The sequence below is a fragment of the Mycolicibacterium parafortuitum genome (genome assembly GCF_002086815.1).
Classification (GTDB): domain Bacteria; phylum Actinomycetota; class Actinomycetes; order Mycobacteriales; family Mycobacteriaceae; genus Mycobacterium; species Mycobacterium parafortuitum.
This window is the reverse complement of the sequence record NZ_MVID01000016.1, coordinates 1-19,737: the sequence shown is the minus strand read 5'-3', so window position 1 is coordinate 19,737 and position 19,737 is coordinate 1. Positions and strand designations below refer to the sequence as shown.

The following is a 19,737-nucleotide window of genomic DNA, read 5'->3' as shown; positions in this document are numbered from 1 at the left end:
TGGGAGAGGAAACGCCGACCATGCTCGGAACACTCGCGCGAGACGACATCGAGGAACTGCTGAGCACCGAGGCCGTCGGTCGCATCGGATGCATTCACGAGGGACGCCCGTATGTGGTGCCGATCTGCTACGTGTACCAGGACGGCGCCATCTACGCGCACACCACCGAGGGCATGAAATGGCAGGCGATGAGAGCCCATCCCGACGTGTGCTTCGAGGTCGAGCACGTCGACACTCTCAACGCCTGGCGCAGTGTGATCGCCTGGGGCCGTGTCGAGGAACTCGACGGCGCGGACGCCGAGCACGGCTTGCGGCTGCTCATCGACCGTCTGACGCCGTTGCTGCGCCCGGGCGCGTCGTCCGGCACACCGCCGCCCACGCACGGCACGGCAGGACACGCTGCGGTGTATCGCATCCGGCTCAGCGAAAAGACCGGACGATACGAAAGCCCCGATGCCGGAGCCCCTACCGCGACGTCATCTCGGTAGGTAGGCCGCCAGTAGCGACACCGGCAGGCCGTTGGCGACGGTGATCCCGCTGAGTGCGGCGATGCTCGCGGCCTTCGGGATGCGTTCGAGTTCCGGGGTGTCCGGGTCCGAGCCGTAGAGGCCGAACTTCAGCTCGTAGCCCTCGGCCCACTCCAGGTTGTCGACGAACGACCAGTAGGTGTAGCCGCGGATGTCGGTTCCGTGGGTCACCAGGTCCTGCACCACCGCGATGTGGTTGACGATGTAGGACGGCCGCTTGGAATCGTCGGCGTCGGCGATGCCGTTCTCGGTGATCCACAACGGTTTCCCGTACGACGCGGCGAGTTCGAGCACCTCCCGGAAGCCGCCCGGGTCGGTGGGCTGGTTGAAGTCGCTGCAGGTCGTCTCGTCGGCCGAGCACCGGATCGGGAAGCCGCGCAGGAACGGGAAGCCGGGCACCGGCGCGACGCCGAAGCCGACCATGGGTTGCGAGCCGTAGTACTGCACGCCGAGGAAGTCGACCTTGTCGGCCATTTCGGGCCGGATCTCGTCGGCGGACTTGATGCCGTCGAAGTTCACGTCCACCCAACCGTCGATCACCGCGTTCGGAAACCAGGTGTTGTAGTAGTGGTTCCACGCATCGGCGGCCGCGACGTCGAGCGGGTTGACCGGGTTGGCCGGCCGTGCCGGGATCATGTTGTGGGTGAAACCGACGAACGCGGCGGGACCGCCGTCGGTGGCCGCGGTGGTGTCCCAGGCGTGGATCGCGTCGTAGGCCGCGACATGCCCGATCGCCTGGTTGACCACGAACGTCGAGGCGAGGTCAGGCCGCAGCACCCCCGGCGGCCAGTTCGGCACCAGGCCCGGGATCGCGAGGAACTCGGTCAGCACCGGTGGGAACGGCTCGTTGAGGGTGGCCCAGTTGTCGACCTGATCGCCGAACTTCCACGCGAGGTAGCCGGCGTACTTCTCGAACTCGGCGGCGGTGTCGGGCGACAGCCAGCCGGCCGCTTCGACGGGCAGCCCGAGCTGGATCAGCGGGCGCGCCACGACGGGGTCGTGCACCCATACCGGCAGGGTGAAGTGGTTGACGGTGACCAGCGGCTCCAGGCCGTGGCCACGCAACGCGGCGAACACGTCGCGGTAGTGGGACACCGCGCCGGCGTCGGCCAGCGCGTCGAGCGCCTGGAGGTCGTCGAGGCTCAGCGCGCCGCCCTCATCGGAGATGTCCACGGCCGCAGTCGAGTTCGGGAATATCCGGCTCCACTCGATGCCCATCCGGAAGGTGTTCATCCCGAGTTCTTCGCGTGCCAGCCGCGCATCGTCGTCGTAGGTCAGATACGCCCCCGGCCCGTCCTCGGGTACACCCTTCACCAGACCGAGCAGCCGGTTGAGCGGGTCGTGCACCCACCGGTACCAGTCCGACCGGGTGTCGATCGGCGCGCCGGGTCCGCCTTCGGCTTGGAACCCGGAATGGGCGACGCCCCAGTGGAAGTCGTCGGGCAGCGACAGATCTATCCCGTCGACCGGGGCCACCGTGACCGTGATCGTGCGCGTGATGCCGTGTCCGCCCCCGGGCTTGAGGAAGTTGCCCAGGATCGGCACGAACTGCAGCAGGCCCGCCAGTCCGTGCACGTGCAGGCCGGCCGCCTCGTCGCTGACCGCGACGGTGAACACGTCGGTGCCGCCGACCGCGGCCATCGCGTTCATCGCCCGGTAGACGAAGTTGCCGTCCGCGTCCACGGTGACGGTCCCGCCGTTGTGCGGGCGCCCGATCACCGTGTAGGTCAACGGGTCGTCGTCGGGGTCGACGACGCCGACGTTGCCGGTGATCAGGACGTCGCCGTCGACCAGGCTCTGGGTGTACGGCAGCGGGTTCGCGGTCGCCGTCGGCGAGGCGTTGAACAACTCCCGGCGCACCCAGGCCAGCAGCCCCCAGACCGACGGATCGGCGGGCGGGCGGGGCGCTCCCGCGGCGAACGGCTGCAGTACCGCGTCGAAGAAGCTGTGCACCAGGTCCACCGCCCAGGTCACCACGGTGCCGGGATCGTGGGCGGTCGGGTAGGCCCGCCAGGACGGTACCCGCGGCGGGTCCACGACCGCGGTGCTCGCGGCGGGGGTTGCGGGTGCCGCGGTGTCACGCGCGGCGGGTTCGGTTCCGCCGGGGACGGGTGCGGTGGAGCCGTGGTCCGCGTCGGCGGGATCGGCTCCCGAACCTGCCTCTGATCCGGTTTCGGTCTCGGTTGCCGGCGCATCCTGCCCGGCCCGCACCGCGACGCGGGGTTTGCGTGCCCGCACCGGTTCGTCGTCGGAGTCGGCGCCCGTTAGCGCGGCGGCGGGGTCCCCGGCGTCCGCCGCGTCCTGCCCGTCATCGCCGGTGTCGCGACCACCGCCGGCGGAGTCCTCCCGGTCGGCGTCCCGGCCGGTACTGCGGTCTCGGCTCGGTTTGGCCGGGCCCGCAGCGCGTTTTTCGGCTGATGATGTTCGCCCAGTGGATGATTCGGCCGCGGATGTCGCTGATAGGCCCGAATCCTCCCCCGCCCATGCCACCCCGGAACCGGTGAGCGCGGCAGCTCCGACCCCGAGCGCCACCGCGAGACCGCCGACCCGCCCGACGAACTGCGCAGAATTCATGGTTCTGTGCTTACCTCCGCCGGGCTGCGTGGTGGGGAGATTGACCAAAACGCGCGCATTTGCCGGACCTCAGCACGACCTTCTGGTCATAATTGCCGGACTGCGCCGCGGCGGTCGGCACCAGACGCGAGGTATTGATCTGTGCTGTGGCTTCTCCAGATCCCCCCGATGATCCTCGTGCCACTGTGGGTCACCGGAGTCGTCGGCCTGTCCGTCGGCGGTCTCTTCTTGTTCCGTAAAGCGGTGTCGCACAGCCGGTTGGAGAACAACAACGCCGTATCCGGTTCGGTTTTCCAACTGGGCGGCGTGCTGTACGCGGTGTTGGTCGGGTTCGTCGTCGTCGTGGTGTGGGAACAGTTCTCCGACGCCGAGGACGCCAGCGGGTTGGAGGCGGCCGCGGTGGCCGATCTACTCCGGGACTCCGAATCGTTGCCTGCCGAGTCTCGCCCGGCGGTCGAAGCCAGCCTCATCAACTACACGCGGTTCGTCATCGACGAGGAGTTCCCCCGGATGGATCGCGGTGAGTACGTCCCCGAGCAGTCCGACGAACTCCACGACGTGTGGCTGGCGTATCTGGCGGTAGAGCCGCAGACACGCAACCAGATCGCATTCTTCGATCACGCCATTGTCCGCCTGAACGATCTCGGCGCCGCCCGCAAGATGCGGGTGAGCAGCAGCGAGGCCCACGTGCCCGGTGAACTGTGGGTGCTGCTGATCGGCGGTGGCGGCGTGATGATGGCGTTCACGTTCCTGTTCGGCACCCGCGATGTGCTCGTGCACTCGTTGGCCGTCGGGCTGACCGCGGCGCTATTGGCGTTCGTGTTGTACCTGATCTTCGCGCTCGAGCATCCGTACGTGGGTGCACTGTCGGTGCATCCGACCGCGTTCGAACATGTGCTGCAGTTCTGGGCGACCGAGTGATCGTCCCGAATCAGCGGCGCAGCGCGGCGAACACCCGCTGACGCATCGGCGGCGCGGGCACGTTCGTCGCGACGCCGACCATCTCGGTCACCGAGGTGAACTTGTCGCGCGGCCGCACGCCGCAGCCGCGCGCCACTTCGTCGTCGTCGATCGCCTTCCAGCCCGCGGCGTCGATCAGATCGGGCTGCCGGGCTCGCACGAACCGGTGCAGCGCCGAGGTGCCGTGCACGGGGTCGGGCAGCCGGCCGTCGTTGTAGTCGGCGACCAGGTTGTGCACGGTTTCGGCGGCGCAGGATTTGTTGGTGCCGATGAACCCGGTCGGTCCGCGTTTGATCCAGCCCGCGACGTAGCTACCCGGCACCGGCGCATCCTCGTCGTCGACGACCCGGCCACCGCGGTTGGGGACCACACCGGCGCCGGGGTCGAACGGCAGTCCGCGAATCGGCTTGCCGTGGTAGCCGATCGAGGTCAGCACGAGTCCGGCATCGATCTCCACCCGCTCGTCGGATCCGGTGACGGTGAACGCCACTGCCTCGGCCCGTGAGTCGCCGAGCACCCTGTGCGGCGTCAGCTGGTAGGCCAGCCGGATCCGGGGCCGGGTACTCGGCGCGTCGGAGCTGCCGAGTTTGGCCAGGACTTCGAGCTTGGCGCGGGTCAGCGGATCTCTGGCCGCGTCGACGCCTGCCAGGTCGGCCTGCACGCGGTCGTGATCGGCGGGATCGAGGACGACGTCGCAGGCGGCGGTCAGCCCGATCAGCTCGGGCAGGGTGAACGCCGACGCGGCGGGACCGCGGCGGGCGGCGACCACCACTTCCCGCACCGCGGAGCTCCGCAGCGCGGCCAGCGCATGGTCGGCGATGTCGGTGCGCGCCAGCGCATCCGGGTCTGTCGTCAGGATCCGTGCGACGTCGAGCGCCACGTTGCCGTTGCCGACGATCACCACCCGCTCGCCGCTGAGATCGACGGGCAGACCGGCGAATTCGGGGTGCCCGTTGTACCAGGCGACCACCTCGGTGGCGGTCGCGGTGCCGGGCAGGCCGATTCCGTCGACGTCGAGCCGGCGGTCGTCGGGCGCACCGACGGCGTACAGCACGGCGTGGTGGTGCTCGAGCAGTTCGCCGTGGCTCAGGTGCGCACCGACCTCGGTGTTCAGGTAGAAGGTGAACTCGGGCCGCGCGGCGATCCTGTCGAACAGTCGGGTGACGCGTTTGGTGGCCTGATGATCCGGCGCGACGCCGGCGCGCACCAGGCCGTACGGCGTCGGCAGTTTCTCGAACACGTTGACCCGCACGCCGTCCTGGGTCAGCAGTTCGTCGGCGGCATACATCGCCGCCGGGCCGGAGCCGACGATCGCGACCCGCAGCGGGCCGCCCGGCCGGCGGTGCACGACCGGCGCCTCGGGCACCGGGGCGAGCTTCGAGGTCGGCGGCAGCTTGCCGTCGCGCGCGGGATAGAAGGACGCGTTGAGTTCGACGAACGGCAGCTGCGCGGGTTCGAGCTTGGAATCCGGTGAGATCGCCCCGACCGGGCACGCCGACACACACGCACCGCAGTCGACACAGGCGACCGGATCGATGTACAGCATTTCGGCGGTCGCGAAGCCGGGCTCGTCCGGGGTCGGGTGGATGCAGTTGACCGGGCACGCGTAGACGCACGACCCGTCGCTGCAGCACGACTGGGTGATCACGTGAGGCACGGGCGTCTCCTACGCGACGTCGACGGCCGAGACCACGTGCTTGCGGGCCGGTTCGCTGCGGTAGCGGCTGGGCGGACCGTCGATCTTGCACAGCCGCCACATCAGTTTCGCGGCGGGATTCATCAGCCCGGTGTCGTGGCAGAGCATCCGGACGTCGCCGAACATGTCGCGCAGGAACTGGCGGGCCTCCGGGGTCCCGAAGAAGATCTCCTTCTTCACCGAGCGCGGGATGTCGAATTCTTTCCAGAACGACTTCGGCGGAACGATGATCGCCTGGCACAGCACCCGCATCATGATCGGCACGTTCAGCGACAGCAGGAACTTCTGCCTGCGGTTGAGGCGGGGCACCCGCTTGCGCAGGTACTCGTGGGCGAACGAGATGTGGCGGGCCTCCTCGGCGACGTGGATCGCCATCACCCGCTCCATGATCGGGTGCAGCGCCTTGCCTTCGCGGAGCACGTTCTTCTGGGTGTGGTCGATCGGTTCCTCGCCGGCGAGCACCCCGAAGAAGAACGGCACCGGCAGCGGGCCCGCGGCGAGCGGGATGAACTGCGACAGCCATTTGAGCAGCCGCGGCATGCCCGGCACATCGGCGCCGATGCGGTTGACCATCTCCTGGAACATCAGGGTGTGGTTGCACTCCTCGACGGACTCGTGCAGGCAGTACCGGTACTCGGGTGAGCCGTTGGGCACCCAGAACGCGTAGTTCATCAGCCCGCGGATCAGGATCGACTCGAAGTGCAGGCCGACCTTCGCGACGTTGGCCTGCCGCCACATGCCGATCTCGATCTGGCGCTCCCGCGGCTGGGACCGGTACCAGGGGTGGCGCCCCAGCGGGTCGGTCCCGGGCAGGATCCAGCGCTCGTCGCCCGGTGTCACGGCGAACTCCGGGGAGTCCCAATCGATGTCGATGTACGGGTTGAAATTGCGGCGCACCGATCCCTCGGAGAGCGTGGTCAGCATGTCGACGTACTCGGTGTCGTCGAGCACGTCCATGTTCTTGCGCCAGCGCCGGATCACACGTGTGCGAGGTTCCTTGACTGCCATTTGAAGCCTCCCGTGAGGTTTACATTCATTGGCCCGTTGTCGAATCACGGTACCCGCGGTCCCAGGATTTGAACAGAACCTTGCCACGGGTGTGGGTCAGGCGGGTAATCCGCATCACATGTGAGCCAGCTCACTTGGCAACCGGATCCTCGGACAGCGGGACCCACAGTTTCGGCGGCAGGCGCCGGAACTACGCTGGTGGGCATGGCCGAGACGCTGACCATCCCCGCTGATCTGAAACCCGCCGACGGACGGTTCGGCTGCGGGCCGTCGAAGGTCAGGCCGGAACAACTGCAGGCCCTCGCCGCGGCGGGACACCTGTTCGGCACGTCGCACCGGCAGGCGCCGGTGAAGAACCTGGTGGGGCGCGTCCGCGACGGGCTGCGCCAGCTGTTCTCACTGCCCGACGGCTACGAGGTGGTGCTCGGCAACGGCGGATCGACCGCGTTCTGGGACGCCGCCGCGTTCGGGCTCGTCGACAAGCGCTCGCTGCACCTGACCTACGGAGAGTTCAGCTCCAAATTCGCCTCGGCGGTCGCGAAGAACCCCTTCGTCGGCGACCCGATCGTCGTCAAGGCCGACGCGGGTAGCGCGCCCGCACCGCAGTCGGACCCGTCGGCCGACCTGATCGCGTGGGCGCACAACGAGACCTCGACCGGCGTCGCGGTTCCGGTGCAGCGCCCGGTTGGCTCCGGCGACGCGCTGATCACGATCGACGCGACGTCGGCGGCGGGCGGCCTGCCCGTCGACATCACCGACGCCGATGTCTACTACTTCGCGCCGCAGAAGAACTTCGCCGGCGACGGCGGACTGTGGATCTCGCTCATGTCCCCTGCGGCGCTGGCCCGGGTCGAGGCGATCGCCGGGACCGGCCGGTGGGTGCCGGAGTTCCTGTCGCTGCCGATCGCGATCGAGAACAGCGTCAAGAACCAGACCTACAACACCCCGGCCATCGGCACTCTGGTGCTGCTGGCCGAGCAGATCGACTGGCTCAACGGCAACGGCGGCCTGGAGTGGGCGGTCAAGCGCACCGCCGACTCGTCGCAGCGGCTCTACAGCTGGGCCGAGGCCGCGTCGTACGCGACACCGTTCGTGACCGACCCGGCGCTGCGTTCGCAGGTGGTCGGCACCGTGGACTTCAACGACGACGTCGACGCCGCGGCCGTGGCCAAGACCCTGCGCGCCAACGGGATCGTCGACACCGAGCCGTACCGCAAGCTGGGCCGCAACCAGCTGCGGGTCGGGATGTTCCCGGCGGTGGAGCCCGAGGATGTCAGCGCGCTGACGGCGTGCATCGACTATGTGGTGGAGCGGCTTTAGCCGCGACATCCGGTCGCGAGCGGCTTTAGCCGCGACATCCGGTCGCGAGCGGCTTTAGCCGCGACATCCGGTCGCGAGCGGCTTTAGCCGCGACATCCGGTCGCGAGCGGCTTTAGCCGCGACATCCGGTCGCGAGCGGCTTTAGCCGCGACATCCGGTCGCGAGCGGCCCTGAACCTCCCCGCGTGTCTGCCGGGTTACGGATCGATAACGCAGTAAGGTGACCCGAATATCGGGCATGGCGCCAGCCCGGAGGAGGTCGCAATGAGGGAACTCAGAGTCGTCGGACTCGACGTCGACGGCAGACGAATCATCTGCGAAACCGACGATTCCGGGGACAAGTTCGTCCTCCGCAACGACGACCGTCTCAGGGCCGCCGTGCGCGGCGACCGGGTCGCGTCCAACCAGACCACCATCGATGTCGAGGTGCCGAACGTGCTGCGCCCCCGTGAGATCCAGTCGAAGATCCGTGCCGGCGCGTCGGTCGAACAGGTCGCCAACGCCGCGGGTGTCGACATCGCGCGCGTCGAGCGCTTCGCCCATCCGGTGCTGCTGGAACGCTCCCGCGCCGCCGAGCTGGCGACCGCCGCGCATCCCGTGCTGGCCGACGGCCCGTCGGTGTTGACGCTCCTGGAGACCGTGACGTCGGCGCTGATCTCGCGTGGCCTCGATCCCGAGGGCGTGAAGTGGGATGCGTGGCGCAATGAGGACGGCCGCTGGACCGTGCAGCTGGCGTGGAAGGCCGGCCTGTCCGACAACGTCGCACACTTCCGCTACTCCCCCGGCGCGCACGGCGGCACCGTCACCGCGTTCGACGACGCGGCCTCGGAGCTGATCGACCCGAACTTCGCGCGCCCGCTGCGGCCGCTGGCCGCGGTCGCGCAGCTGGCCCTCGAAGACCCCATGCCGGAACCGTTGCCGGCGCCTGCTCCCACCCCCGAGCCGCAGCCCGAACCCGAGAGCGTCGAGGCACCGGAGGAAGCTCCCGCGGCGAAGACCGCGCGTCCGCGCAAGGCCCGCCCCGCCGTGCCGGCGTGGGAGGACGTGCTACTCGGGGTGCGGTCCAGCGGTCAGCGCTGACTCACAACCTGCCTGCGGCACCCATCACCAGCAGCGCGATCCACGCCCCGGCAACCCCGGCGGCCGCGCCGTAGACGAACCAGCGCCACACCAACCGGTGACGCCAGCCCCACACGGTGGGCGCGAGGCCGCCGACGGCGATCAGATTCAATCCGGCGGCGAGCAACGGGTGCACCCGCACCAATCCGATGCTGAGCACGACGATCGCGGCACCGATCACCGCCGCGGTGAACGCCGACACGGTCAGCCCTGTGGCCCACGGCGTTTCGTCGTTCACGGGGTGAGCCTATCCCGTTCGTAGAAGGCCAGCGCCGCCGCTGTCGCGACATTGAGCGAGTCGGTGCCGCGGGCCATCGGAATGCGTACGCGCACATCGCTGGAGCGCATGGTGTGCTCCTTCAGCCCCGGTCCCTCCGCGCCGACCAGGATCGCGACGGGGTCTTCGGCCAGCTCGGGCATCACCTCGGCGAGGGTCCGCGCGGCCGGATTCGGCGTCATCGCCAGCAACCGAAAACCACTGTCGCGCAGGATGTTCAGGTCATCCGGCCACGAGTCGGCGCGGGCGAACGGGACCAGCAGCGCATGCCCCATCGACACGCGCACGGCGCGGCGATACAGCGGATCGGCGCAGCCGGCGCCGAACACCACCGCGTCGACCCCGAGCCCGGCGGCGTTGCGGAACACCGACCCGAGATTTTCGTGGTCGTTGACCCCCTCGAGCACCGCGACGGTCCGCGCGCCGTCGATCACCTGCGCCACAGTGAGCTCGGGCGCCCGCGACGCCGACGCGAGCACACCACGGTTGAGGTGGAATCCGACCGCGTCGGCCATCACCTCGGCGCTGGCCCGGTAGAAGGGCGCGTCCAGCCCGTCGAGGTCGCCGCCGAGTTCGGTGAGCCGCCGGTCGGTGCCAAGCATCGCGCGCGGCACGAACCGCGACGCCAGCATCCGCTGCACCACGAGCACACCCTCGGCGATCACCAGCCCCTTGCCCGTCGGCAGGTCCGGTCGGCGATCAACACTGTTGAGGTCACGGAAATCGTCCAGCCGCGGGTCTGCGGGGTCGGTGATGTCGATGACGTCCATCAGATGATTCGGGGACGACCGGGGGCTGGCACAGCGGTAGAGACTACTCACCGCCGGTTCGCCGTCGATTAGGTTGTTCGGTGATGCAACCCGACCCCGATCCGCCCCCGTTGCCCGCGGTGCTGCTCGATCCGCGCCCCGTGATCGTGGTGATCACCGCAGCCTGGGTGGTCGCGACGGTGCTGGCGTTCACCGTCGGGGCGTTGGAGTCCTGGCGTCCGGTCACCCTGGCCGGGCTCGGCGTCGGTGTCCTTGGCACATCGATCTTTCTGTGGCAACGTCACTCCGCGCGCCAAGGCCGTCGCGGCGCGCAACGCGGCTTGAACTGACCCGACGACGAGGAGACGCATGGCAGCGCCGATTCTGCAGGCCCAGATCGATATCAACGCACCGGTGAACCGGGTCTGGGAACTGGTCTCGGACCTGAGCCGGATGCCGCAGTGGAGCCCGCAGTGCCGGGCGATGAAGCCGCTCGGTCAGCTGCGCGCAGGCACCCGCACGGTGAACCTGAACCGCCGCGGGCCGATGTTCTGGCCCACGACGTGCCGCATCACCGAATTCGTCCCGGAGAAGAAGCTGGCCTTCAAGGTCAACGAGAACAACACGGTGTGGAGCTACGAACTCGAACCGACCGAGGCGGGCACCCGGCTGATCGAGACCCGCAACGCCGAGAACGGCACGTCGGCGGTGTCGAACTTCCTGGTCTCGAAGTTCATGGGCGGGGTGCCGAGCTTCGAGGACGAACTCATCGAGGGCATGAACGCGTCCCTGCAACGCATCAAGGACGCCGCGGAGCGCTAGCTGCCGGCGTCCGAGCGCTCGACGAGGTCGAGCACGCCGTCGTCGTACGGGTCGAACAGTGGTGACCCGGATCCCGACGCGGCCGGGGTGTCCGAGTGGGCACCGCAGCCGTACTCGGCGTCGACGACGTGCCCGTCGGCGGCGTACTCGTTGGCGCACACCCCGAACATCACGCTCAGCGCACCGCCGAGCGGCACGTAGAAACCGCAGTCCCGGCACACGCGACGAGTCGACCGCGCCATCGCCGAGCCTGGGCCGTACTCACCGTCGTGCCAGCGCTGGGCGGCCTCGGCGCGGCCCCACATGCTGAGTACCTGACGCCGTCCGAGCCCGACCTCGACGGCGACGTCGTCGATCGCCGGGTCGCCGGTGCCCATGTAACCCGGCACCAGACGCGGATCCTGGGCAGGCGGGGCGAGCAGATCGCCGGGGCCGAGGTCGCCGGGGCGAACCCTCTCCTCCCACGGAATCCACTTCGGGGCCAGTAGCGCCGTCGGGCCAGGTACCAGCACGACCTCGCTGATGGTGGCGTGGGTGGCTCCGGGGGCGGCGGCGACGACGACGGCCCACTGCCAGCCGCGGTAACCGGGCAGTTCGGCCAGGAAACGGTGCGTCGCGGCGGTCGGGTCCTCGAGCTCGGCGCCGAGGTACTCGCCGATGCTGTCCTCACCGCTGTACTCGACGACGGCGGTGCGGGCCTGACCGACGGCGCCACGCAGCAGCGCCTCCAGTTCGGGCGACGGCACGACGGGCTCGGGCGCCGACGCCGGCTCTACCGGCTCGGTCGCCGATCCCGGCTCTACCGGCTCGGTCGCCGATCCCGGCTCTACCGGCTCGGTCGCCGATCCCGGCTCGGGGGCCTGCGGATCCGGTTCGGTCATGCTGTCCATTGACCCCATTATTGCCTGATCCAGACCGGGCCGAGCCACACCGGTCACCTGCGCGGCCGCTGTCGGCCCGATAGGGAACAATCGACTCGTGACCGGACCGCGGCGTGACCCCCGGGACCCTGACGGTCAGCAGGGTGGGCGCTACTACCCGCCGCGCCCGCCCGCAGGCGAGCACCCGGGGATGGCCAATTACCCCAGTGACCCGGGTGTGCGCCCGAGTCAGCGCAGGTCCGGCCGCCCCTATTCGCCGAATCAGGGCGGCAACCGATGGCTCCCCCCGCTCGACGACGACGTGCGCTATCGCGGCCGCAGCTATGACGACGACGCGCCGGCCGGGTTCGCCGGCGGCGAGAAGGTGACGGTCACCCGCGCCGCCGCGCAGCGCAGCCGGGAGATGGGTTCCAAGGTCTACGGCATGGTGCATCGCGCCGCGACCGCCGACGGCGCCGACAAGTCCGGGCTGACGGCGCTGACGTGGCCGGTGGTCGCGAACTTCGCGGTCGACGCGGCGATGGCGGTCGCGCTGGCCAACACCCTGTTCTTCGCGGCGGCCTCCGGGGAGTCCAAGAGCCGGGTGGCGCTGTACCTGTTGATCACGATCGCGCCGTTCGCCGTCATCGCCCCGCTGATCGGTCCGGCCCTCGACCGGCTGCAGCACGGCCGCCGCGTCGCGCTGGCCGCGTCGTTCGTGTTGCGCACCGTGCTGGCGGTGGTGCTGATCGCGAATTTCGACAGCGCGACGGGCAGCTTCCCGTCCTGGGTGCTCTATCCGTGCGCGCTCGGGATGATGGTGCTGTCCAAATCGTTCTCCGTGCTGCGCAGCGCGGTGACCCCCAGAGTGCTGCCACCGAGTATCGACCTGGTCCGGGTGAACTCCCGGCTGACCACATTCGGCCTGTTGGGCGGCACGATGATCGGCGGCGGTATCGCCGCGGCCGCCGAGTACGGCTTCCAGCTGTTCCAGATGCCGGGCGCGCTGTACGTGGTCGTCGCGGTGACGATCGTCGGCGCGGTGCTGGCGATGCGGATCCCGAAGTGGGTCGAGGTCACCGAGGGTGAGGTGCCCGCGACGCTGAGCTACCACGGGGCCACGGAGGTGCTGCCGCGCGAACCCGCGGCCACGACGGGCAAGGCCCGCCAGCCGCTGGGCCGCAACATCATCACGTCGCTGTGGGGCAACTGCACGGTGAAGGTGATGGTCGGCTTCCTGTTCCTGTATCCGGCGTTCGTCGCGAAGGCCCACGACGCCACCGGCTGGGAGCAGTTGCGCATCCTCGGCATGATCGGTGCCGCGGCGGCCGTCGGGAACTTCGGCGGCAACTTCACCGCCGCACGGCTCAAGCTCGGGCATCCGGCCCGGCTGGTGGTGCGGTGCGCGGTCGCGGTCACCGTGGTGGCCCTGGTGACCGCGTTGACGGGAAACCTGTTGGTGGCCGCTGCCGCGACGTTCGTGACGTCGGCGGCCAGCGCGATCGCCAAGGCGTCCCTGGATGCGTCTCTGCAGGATGATCTGCCCGAGGAGTCGCGCGCGTCGGCGTTCGGGCGGTCCGAGTCACTGCTGCAGCTGGCATGGGTGGCCGGCGGCGCGACGGGCGTGCTGATCTACACCGAGCTGTATGCGGGCTTCACCGCGATCACCGCGATCCTGATCCTCGGTCTGGCCCAGACGGTGCTGAGCTATCGTGGCGAGTCGCTGGTGCCGGGCCTCGGAGGTAACCGTCCGGTACTGGCCGAACAGGAGGGTGTGCGGGCAGGTGCGGCGGTGACCCAGGAGTGAAACGTGTTGTCGCGGTTTTGGCGACGGTGGCGCTGCTCGCGTCGATCGGTACGGGTGTGCTCGTCTGGCAGCTGTCGCGGAACCACTCCCCCGAGCTGCCGGAGATCTCGGCCTTCTCGCACGGTGAGCTGACCCGGGTGGGCCCCTACCGGTTCTGCCAGGTGTTCAACCCGACCGACTGCGTCGTGCCCGGCGTGCAGGGCGAGTTGCACGTCGACGCCCGCCATCCGGTGCAGTTGTCGGTCCCGCAGGAGATCTCCCGCGCGCCGTGGGTGCTGCTGCGGGCCTACGAGGACGACGACGTCGTCGAGATCGTGCCGCCCCACACCCGGCTCGCGGTGACGATCCCGACCCAGGACCCGCACCACGGGCGGCTCACCGGTATCGCCGTGCAGCTGCCGACGTGGGTGCGCGATGAAGCCGGCAACGAGTTCCCGGTGCCGCACGCGGAGTGGTCGGTGCAGACGGTGTGGCCCGACGACGATCAAGCGGCGAGGGACGAGCCGCGCTGAGGAGTCCGGCCATCGCGCCCCGCCGGACGAGTAGTCTCAGCCGGCTGAGTGAGCCTCGGGCACCCGCTCACCCTCGCGCGTCGGCCCGGGCGCGGTGCCGTCGCCGAACGGTCTGCCGCCCAACGCTTCCCGGCCGTGCGGGCTGAGCCAATTCGACAGGTCGGGCCCTTTCGGCACCACGCCGGTCGGATTGATGTCGGTGTGCACCAGGTAGTAGTGCTGCTTGATCTGGACGAAGTCGGTGGTGTCGCCGAAGCCCGGTGTCTGGAACAGGTCCCGCGCGTAGGCCCATAGCACCGGCATCTCGGAGAGCTTGCTTCGGTTGGTCTTGAAGTGCCCGTGGTAGACGGGGTCGAACCGCGCCAGCGTGGTGAACAGCCGCACGTCCGCTTCGGTGATGGTGTCCCCGACCAGGTACCGCTGGTTCTCCAGCCGCTCCGAGAGCCAGTCCAGCGCGGTGAACAGCCGGTCGTAGGCTTTCTCGTAGGCCTGTTGCGATCCGGCGAACCCGCACCGGTACACGCCGTTGTTGACCTCGGTGTAAATGCGTTGGGCCACCTCGTCGATCTCGTCGCGCAGCGGATCGGGATACAGCTGCGGGGCGCCGTCGCGGTGATACGCGGTCCACTCCGTCGAGAAGTCGAGCGTGATCTGGGCGAAGTCGTTGGTGACCACCTCACCGGTCGGGATGTCGACGATGGCGGGCACCGTCACACCCTTCGGGTAATCCGGGATCCGCTTGTTGTACGCGTCGCGCAGGAAGTGGATGCCCAGCACCGGATCGCGGCCGTCGGGGTCGAGGTCGAACGTCCAGCTGCGCTCGTCGTGCGTCGGCCCGCAGAACCCGATCGAGATCGCGTCCTCCAGCCCGAGCAAGCGTCGCACGATGATCGTCCGGTTCGCCCACGGACACGCCCTGGCCACCACCAGCCGGTAGCGGCCCGGCTCGACCGCATAGCCGTCGCGGCCGTCGGCGGTGATCCGGGTGGTGATGTAGTCGGTGTCTCGGTTGAACTCACCGTCGGAGGCGGACGGGTCGGCCACGTAGCTCATAGCTGCCTTAGTACCCGTATCGGTAGGCCCAATCTGAAGTTGTTCGCGAATCATGGCCAAGAATTCACAAACAACTTCAGAGTCGGCCCGGGTGGAACCGGCCGCGGGTGCTCGCCGTCCAATAGCCGTGGACCCTTTCCTCGGAACCGAGGCGCTCGCCGCGGGAGCGGTGAACCGCTACCAGCTGTCGACGCGCTACCGGGCGGTGCACCGCAATGTGTACGTGCCCAAGGATCAGCGACTCGACGCGGTGCACAGGGCGAAGGCCGCCTATCTGTGGTCGCAGCGGCGCGCGACGGCGGCCGGCATGTCGGCGGCCGCGCTGCACGGTGCGCGGTGGATCGACCCGCGGCTGCCCGCCGAGTTGAACCACGCGAGCCAGCACAAGACCGCGGGGATTGTCCTGCACTGCAACACCCTTGCCGCCCACGAGGTCACCAGTGTCGGGGGCATCGCGGCGACGACGCCCGCGCGCACGGCCTTCGATCTGGGCCGCCGCCAGGGACTGGTGCGCGCCGTGATGCGGCTCGACGCACTGATGCGCGCGACCGGCATCGGCGCGGACGACGTACGTCGCGTCGCCGATGCGCATCGCGGTGCCCGCGGGGTCGTGCAGTTGCGGGCGGCGCTCGACCTCGCCGACCCCGGCGCGGAATCACCGCAGGAGACCCGGACGCGACTCGTCCTGGTGCGGGCGGGACTACCGCCCGAGCGCACCCAGATCGACGTCTACGACCGGTACGGCTACCACCTCGGACGCGTCGACATGGGTTGGGAGACCTGGAAGGTCGGCGTCGAGTACGACGGCGAGCAGCACTGGTCGGAGCCGCGGCAACGCGCCCGCGACATCGACCGCCAGGCCGGCATGGAAACGATGGGCTGGCGCATCGTGCGGGTCAGCGCCGACATCCTGCGCGGCCGCCCGGCCACCATCGCGTCCCGCGCCTATGCCGCCCTGAGCGCCGCCGGCGCTTCGATGGCCCCGCCGAATCTGAACCTATGAGCGTCGTTTCGCCGGAATCTCGCCGACAACGTCAGACTCGGCGCACGACACCTACGCGTCGAGCTCGCGCGCGACGGCCTTGACCACCTCGGAGACCCGCCGGGCCACCTTCCGGTCGGGATAGCGGCCCTTGCGCAGCTCGGGCTGCACCGCGCTCTCGAGCAGCGTGATCATGTCCTCGACCATGCCGTGCAGCTCGTCGGGGGTGTGCTTGTGCTCGGCGGCGGCCGCTTCGCGACGGGTGCGGCTCAGGCTCGGCGGCGGATCGATCAGCTTGACCTGAAGAGCCTGCGGCCCGCGCCGACCCGCGGCGACACCGAACTCGACGCGCTGTCCCGCCTTGAGGCTTTCGACACCGGCGGGCAACGCCGAGGACCGCACGTAGACGTCTTCGCCCTCTTCTTGTGAGAGGAACCCGAAACCCTTCTCCGCGTCGTACCACTTCACCCGGCCGGTCGGCACTGGTCTCACCTGCTGTCTGTCTTATGTCGATAACGTCGGTACCTGTCAGGTACATAAAGTAAGCGCCCCGCCTGCGTCGGGACGCGTCCGGGGGAATCCTACTCGGCCTCCGATAGGCGCAGCATCCCCTTATGTCGGTAGGCTGCAGGTCACGGCTGGAGGAAGAAGATGCGACTGATCCTGAACCTCATCTGGCTGATCTTCGGTGGGCTCTGGCTGGCGCTCGGCTATCTTCTCGCAGCGCTGATCTGCTTCATCCTGATCATCACGATCCCGTTCGGGTTCGCGTCGCTGCGGATCGCGGCCTACGCGCTGTGGCCGTTCGGCCGGACGATCGTCGAGAAGCCCGGTCCGCGGCCGGGAGCGCTGGTCGGCAACGTCATCTGGGTCATCGTCGCCGGGGTGTGGCTGGCCATCGGACACATCACCACGGCGATCGCGATGGCGATCACCATCGTCGGTATCCCGCTCGCGGTGGCCAACCTGAAGATGATCCCGGTGTCGCTGATGCCGCTGGGCAAGGAGATCGTGCCGGTGAATGAGGCCCGCGGCCGCATCGTCGGAGCCGTGCCGTGACGGTGATCCCGCTCGGCGTGCCGTCGATACGCCGCCCCGCCACGCCCGCACCCGCCGACGGCCCGATGGTCGACACGTTCGGCCGGGTCGCACGCGATCTGAGGGTGTCGCTGACCGATCTGTGCAATCTGCGCTGTACCTACTGCATGCCGGCCGGTGGCCTGGACTGGCTGCCGCGCGATCAGAAGCTGTCTTCCGACGAGCTGATCCGGCTGCTGCGGATCGCGGTGACCCGGCTCGGCATCACCAGCATCCGGTTCACCGGTGGCGAACCGCTGGTGGTCCCGCACCTCGAGGACGTCATCGCCGCGACGACGTCGCTGTCGCCGCGGCCCGAGGTCACGCTGACCACCAACGGGATCGGGCTGGCGCAGCGCGCGGCCGGCCTCAAGCAGGCGGGGCTGAACCGGATCAATGTCTCGCTGGACACCGTCGACCCCGCCCGGTTCGCCGCGATCACCCGCCGGGACCGGTTCGCCGACGTGGTCGCCGGCCTGCGCGCGGCCAAAGAGGCGGGGCTGAGCCCGGTGAAGGTCAACGCCGTTCTCGATCCGGTCACGGGGCTGCAGGACGCGGTGGAACTGCTGTCGTTCTGCCTGGACAACGGCTACCAGCTGCGCATCATCGAACAGATGCCGCTCGACGCCGAGCATTCCTGGCAGCGCGACCGCGCGCTGAGCGCCGACGCGATCCTCGCCGCGCTGAAGCACCACTTCACGCTGTCTCCGGACCCGGTGCCGCGCGGTTCGGCGCCGGCGCAGCTATGGCAGGTCCACGGCGAGGCCGGGATCCTCGGCCGTGTCGGGATCATCGCGTCGGTGTCGCATGCGTTCTGCTCGACCTGCGACCGCACCCGCCTCACCGCCGACGGTCAGGTCCGCAACTGCCTGTTCGCCCGCGACGAGACCGATCTGCGCGTGCTGCTGCGCACCGGCGCCGACGACGCCGCGCTGGAGGCCGCCTGGCGGTCGGCGATGTGGGCGAAAGCGGCCGGCCACGGCATCAACGACCCCGACTTCGTGCAGCCCGACCGCCCGATGAGCGCGATCGGGGGTTGAGATGCCTGCCGACGTCGACGTGCGGGTGACCGTGCGCTACTTCGCCGCAGCGCGTGCGGCGGCCGGAACCGAGGCCGAGACACTGGACGTGCCGTCCGGGACGACGCTGGAGGCGCTCGTCCAGATCTTGAAGGCGCGTGACGAGCGCCTGGCCGCCGTACTGGCGCGCTGTTCGTATCTGCGCGACGGGATGGCGGTGCGAGACGTGACCGTCGAACTGGGCGATGCGCAGACCATCGACGTGTTGCCGCCATTCGCCGGTGGATAGTTGGACCAATTCCGCCGAACCTATTCCGTGATTTACATCACATAACGGAATGGTCACGGGATGGCTACAGACTGGTCGAGCTACCCGGCACCTGCAGGAACGACGGTCGGTCCTGCGTATTTAGAGTTTTTTTAGTATTTGCCGCAGGGAGAAACGCTGCTGTGAGCAAAAGATGACGACCCTCCTGACAGCCGTTAACGTTCTGAACCAGGCCGATCGACCCCCACATTCCGAACGGCCCGCTGCACACCAATTGCGCCGAGCTCCATCCGTTGGTGTGCGGGGACAACGAGATACAACCCGGATGGAGGCGGGGGACCCACTGGTCCCACCGAGGACCTGGAACCGAATTCGGTTCCTTGGGGTGAAGCCGACGTCGATGACGACGACGGCCGGGCAACCTCTCCAGCCCGAACCCGACAGCTGACCTCGCACGCGCTTACGAGAGGACCCCCGCACATATGAGTGGACGGCATCGCAAGCCCGCGTCATCAGCCAAGAGCGTCGCGAAGATCGCATTCACCGGCGCTGTCATCGGAGGCGGCAGCCTCGCGCTGGCCGGCCAGGCCGGTGCAGCGACCGACGGCGAATGGGACCGGGTCGCCAGCTGTGAATCCGGCGGCAACTGGGCCATCAACACCGGCAACGGCTACCACGGTGGACTGCAGTTCTCGCCGAGCACCTGGTCCGGTCACGGCGGCGCCGAGTTCGCCCCCGCGGCGTACCTGGCCACCCGGGAAGAGCAGATCGCGGTCGCCGAGCGCGTGCTGGCGTCCCAGGGCAAGGGCGCCTGGCCGACGTGCGGCCGGGGACTGTCGTCGCCGACCCCGCGCAATGTCATCAAGGACGAGCCGCCGGTTCCCGCGCCGTTCGACGCGCTGGCCGCGCCGGCACCCGTGCCGCCGCCCGCCGATCCGTTCGCACCGCCGCCACCGCCCGCGCCGTTCGACGCGCTCGCCGCGCCGCTTCCGGCGCCCGAGGCTCCTGCTCCTGCGCCCGAGGCGCTTCCCCCGGCCCCGGCTCCGATGGACCCGATCGCGCCAGGGCGAACCTCGACTCGCTGACCACGGTGATCGACCAGTCCCGC

At 69.2% G+C, this 19,737-nt stretch carries 20 protein-coding genes, 1 pseudogene and 1 riboswitch; of the genes and pseudogenes, 13 read left to right on the top strand and 8 right to left on the bottom strand.

Annotation, left to right across the window (positions count from 1 at the left end):
- Positions 1-20 precede the first annotated feature (20 nt).
- Positions 21-488 (top strand): pyridoxamine 5'-phosphate oxidase family protein, encoded by a 468-nt coding sequence (locus BST38_RS17145; RefSeq protein WP_083144556.1) that lies wholly within the window; start codon positions 21-23, stop codon positions 486-488.
- Here BST38_RS17145 and BST38_RS17140 read toward each other — a convergent pair.
- Positions 477-3,101 carry a family 1 glycosylhydrolase gene (locus BST38_RS17140; protein WP_083144555.1) on the bottom strand — a complete coding sequence of 875 codons (2,625 nt, stop codon included), beginning with the start codon at positions 3,099-3,101 and terminating at the stop codon, positions 477-479. The genes BST38_RS17145 and BST38_RS17140 overlap by 12 nt on opposite strands.
- A 141-nt stretch (positions 3,102-3,242) precedes the next feature.
- On the opposite strand from BST38_RS17140, the gene BST38_RS17135 reads away from it, so the two are divergent.
- Positions 3,243-4,022 carry a bestrophin-like domain gene (locus BST38_RS17135; protein ID WP_165761604.1) on the top strand — a complete coding sequence of 260 codons (780 nt, stop codon included), beginning with the start codon at positions 3,243-3,245 and terminating at the stop codon, positions 4,020-4,022.
- A gap of 10 nt (positions 4,023-4,032) precedes the next feature.
- Here BST38_RS17135 and BST38_RS17130 read toward each other — a convergent pair whose 3' ends face one another.
- Together BST38_RS17130 and BST38_RS17125 are read right to left on the bottom strand one after the other, a co-directional pair.
- Entirely contained in the window at positions 4,033-5,718 is a 1,686-nt protein-coding gene (locus tag BST38_RS17130; RefSeq protein ID WP_083144554.1) for an FAD-dependent oxidoreductase, read from the bottom strand.
- Between the two features lie 9 nt (positions 5,719-5,727).
- Positions 5,728-6,765, bottom strand: coding sequence for an AurF N-oxygenase family protein (locus BST38_RS17125; RefSeq protein WP_083144553.1), 1,038 nt, complete (start codon positions 6,763-6,765; stop codon positions 5,728-5,730).
- Positions 6,766-6,969: 204 nt separating this feature from the next.
- Between BST38_RS17125 and serC the strand changes: the two genes are divergently transcribed.
- Entirely contained in the window at positions 6,970-8,085 is a 1,116-nt protein-coding gene (gene serC / locus BST38_RS17120) for a phosphoserine transaminase (protein WP_083144552.1), read from the top strand.
- Between the two features lie 263 nt (positions 8,086-8,348).
- Positions 8,349-9,164 (top strand): septation protein SepH, encoded by an 816-nt coding sequence (sepH, locus tag BST38_RS17115; protein WP_083144551.1) that lies wholly within the window; start codon positions 8,349-8,351, stop codon positions 9,162-9,164.
- Position 9,165: 1 nt separating this feature from the next.
- On the opposite strand, the gene BST38_RS17110 is transcribed toward sepH, so the two are convergent.
- Together BST38_RS17110 and BST38_RS17105 are read right to left on the bottom strand one after the other, a co-directional pair.
- Positions 9,166-9,441, bottom strand: a complete 276-nt coding sequence (locus BST38_RS17110) for a DUF2537 domain-containing protein (protein ID WP_083144550.1) — start codon at positions 9,439-9,441, stop codon at positions 9,166-9,168.
- Complete coding sequence (locus BST38_RS17105; RefSeq protein WP_083144549.1) at positions 9,438-10,250, bottom strand: TrmH family RNA methyltransferase; 813 nt, start codon at positions 10,248-10,250, stop codon at positions 9,438-9,440. Before BST38_RS17105 ends, BST38_RS17110 begins: the two co-directional genes overlap by 4 nt.
- An 83-nt stretch (positions 10,251-10,333) precedes the next feature.
- Between BST38_RS17105 and BST38_RS17100 the strand changes: the two genes are divergently transcribed.
- Positions 10,334-10,579: a DUF2530 domain-containing protein gene (locus tag BST38_RS17100; protein WP_083144548.1), complete on the top strand. Its 246-nt coding sequence runs from the start codon at positions 10,334-10,336 to the stop codon at positions 10,577-10,579.
- Positions 10,580-10,598: 19 nt separating this feature from the next.
- Positions 10,599-11,051 (top strand): SRPBCC family protein, encoded by a 453-nt coding sequence (locus BST38_RS17095; protein WP_083144547.1) that lies wholly within the window; start codon positions 10,599-10,601, stop codon positions 11,049-11,051.
- Here BST38_RS17095 and BST38_RS17090 read toward each other — a convergent pair.
- Positions 11,048-11,941 (bottom strand): DUF3027 domain-containing protein, encoded by an 894-nt coding sequence (locus BST38_RS17090; protein WP_083144546.1) that lies wholly within the window; start codon positions 11,939-11,941, stop codon positions 11,048-11,050. The genes BST38_RS17095 and BST38_RS17090 overlap by 4 nt on opposite strands.
- A gap of 88 nt (positions 11,942-12,029) precedes the next feature.
- On the opposite strand from BST38_RS17090, the gene BST38_RS17085 reads away from it, so the two are divergent.
- Together BST38_RS17085 and BST38_RS17080 are read left to right on the top strand one after the other, a co-directional pair.
- Positions 12,030-13,718: an MFS transporter gene (locus BST38_RS17085; RefSeq protein WP_420872554.1), complete on the top strand. Its 1,689-nt coding sequence runs from the start codon at positions 12,030-12,032 to the stop codon at positions 13,716-13,718.
- Positions 13,715-14,230, top strand: coding sequence for a DUF2771 domain-containing protein (locus BST38_RS17080; protein WP_083144545.1), 516 nt, complete (start codon positions 13,715-13,717; stop codon positions 14,228-14,230). The genes BST38_RS17085 and BST38_RS17080 overlap by 4 nt, the downstream gene beginning before the upstream one ends.
- Positions 14,231-14,266: 36 nt before the next feature.
- Here BST38_RS17080 and BST38_RS17075 read toward each other — a convergent pair whose 3' ends face one another.
- Positions 14,267-15,283 (bottom strand): glutathione S-transferase family protein, encoded by a 1,017-nt coding sequence (locus tag BST38_RS17075; RefSeq protein WP_083144544.1) that lies wholly within the window; start codon positions 15,281-15,283, stop codon positions 14,267-14,269.
- Positions 15,284-15,410: 127 nt separating this feature from the next.
- Here BST38_RS17075 and BST38_RS17070 point away from each other — a divergent pair, with 127 nt between their 5' ends.
- Positions 15,411-16,286: an endonuclease domain-containing protein gene (locus tag BST38_RS17070; RefSeq protein WP_083144543.1), complete on the top strand. Its 876-nt coding sequence runs from the start codon at positions 15,411-15,413 to the stop codon at positions 16,284-16,286.
- A gap of 51 nt (positions 16,287-16,337) precedes the next feature.
- Here BST38_RS17070 and BST38_RS17065 read toward each other — a convergent pair whose 3' ends face one another.
- Positions 16,338-16,748: a cold-shock protein gene (locus BST38_RS17065; RefSeq protein WP_083144542.1), complete on the bottom strand. Its 411-nt coding sequence runs from the start codon at positions 16,746-16,748 to the stop codon at positions 16,338-16,340.
- Positions 16,749-16,916: 168 nt separating this feature from the next.
- On the opposite strand from BST38_RS17065, the gene BST38_RS17060 reads away from it, so the two are divergent.
- From BST38_RS17060 to BST38_RS17045, 4 genes and pseudogenes are all read left to right on the top strand, one after another.
- A complete protein-coding gene (locus tag BST38_RS17060; protein WP_083144541.1) occupies positions 16,917-17,324 on the top strand; it encodes a YccF domain-containing protein in 408 nt (135 codons plus the stop codon).
- Positions 17,321-18,382, top strand: a complete 1,062-nt coding sequence (gene moaA / locus BST38_RS17055; RefSeq protein WP_083144540.1) for a GTP 3',8-cyclase MoaA — start codon at positions 17,321-17,323, stop codon at positions 18,380-18,382. Before BST38_RS17060 ends, moaA begins: the two co-directional genes overlap by 4 nt.
- A 1-nt stretch (position 18,383) precedes the next feature.
- On the top strand, positions 18,384-18,650 hold the full coding sequence (locus BST38_RS17050; RefSeq protein ID WP_083144539.1) for a MoaD/ThiS family protein: 267 nt from the start codon (positions 18,384-18,386) through the stop codon (positions 18,648-18,650).
- Between the two features lie 289 nt (positions 18,651-18,939).
- Positions 18,940-19,103, top strand: a riboswitch (cyclic di-AMP (ydaO/yuaA leader).
- A gap of 8 nt (positions 19,104-19,111) precedes the next feature.
- Positions 19,112-19,684: pseudogene (locus BST38_RS17045) on the top strand (transglycosylase family protein); the annotation flags it as partial.
- Between the last annotated feature and the right edge of the window lie 53 nt (positions 19,685-19,737).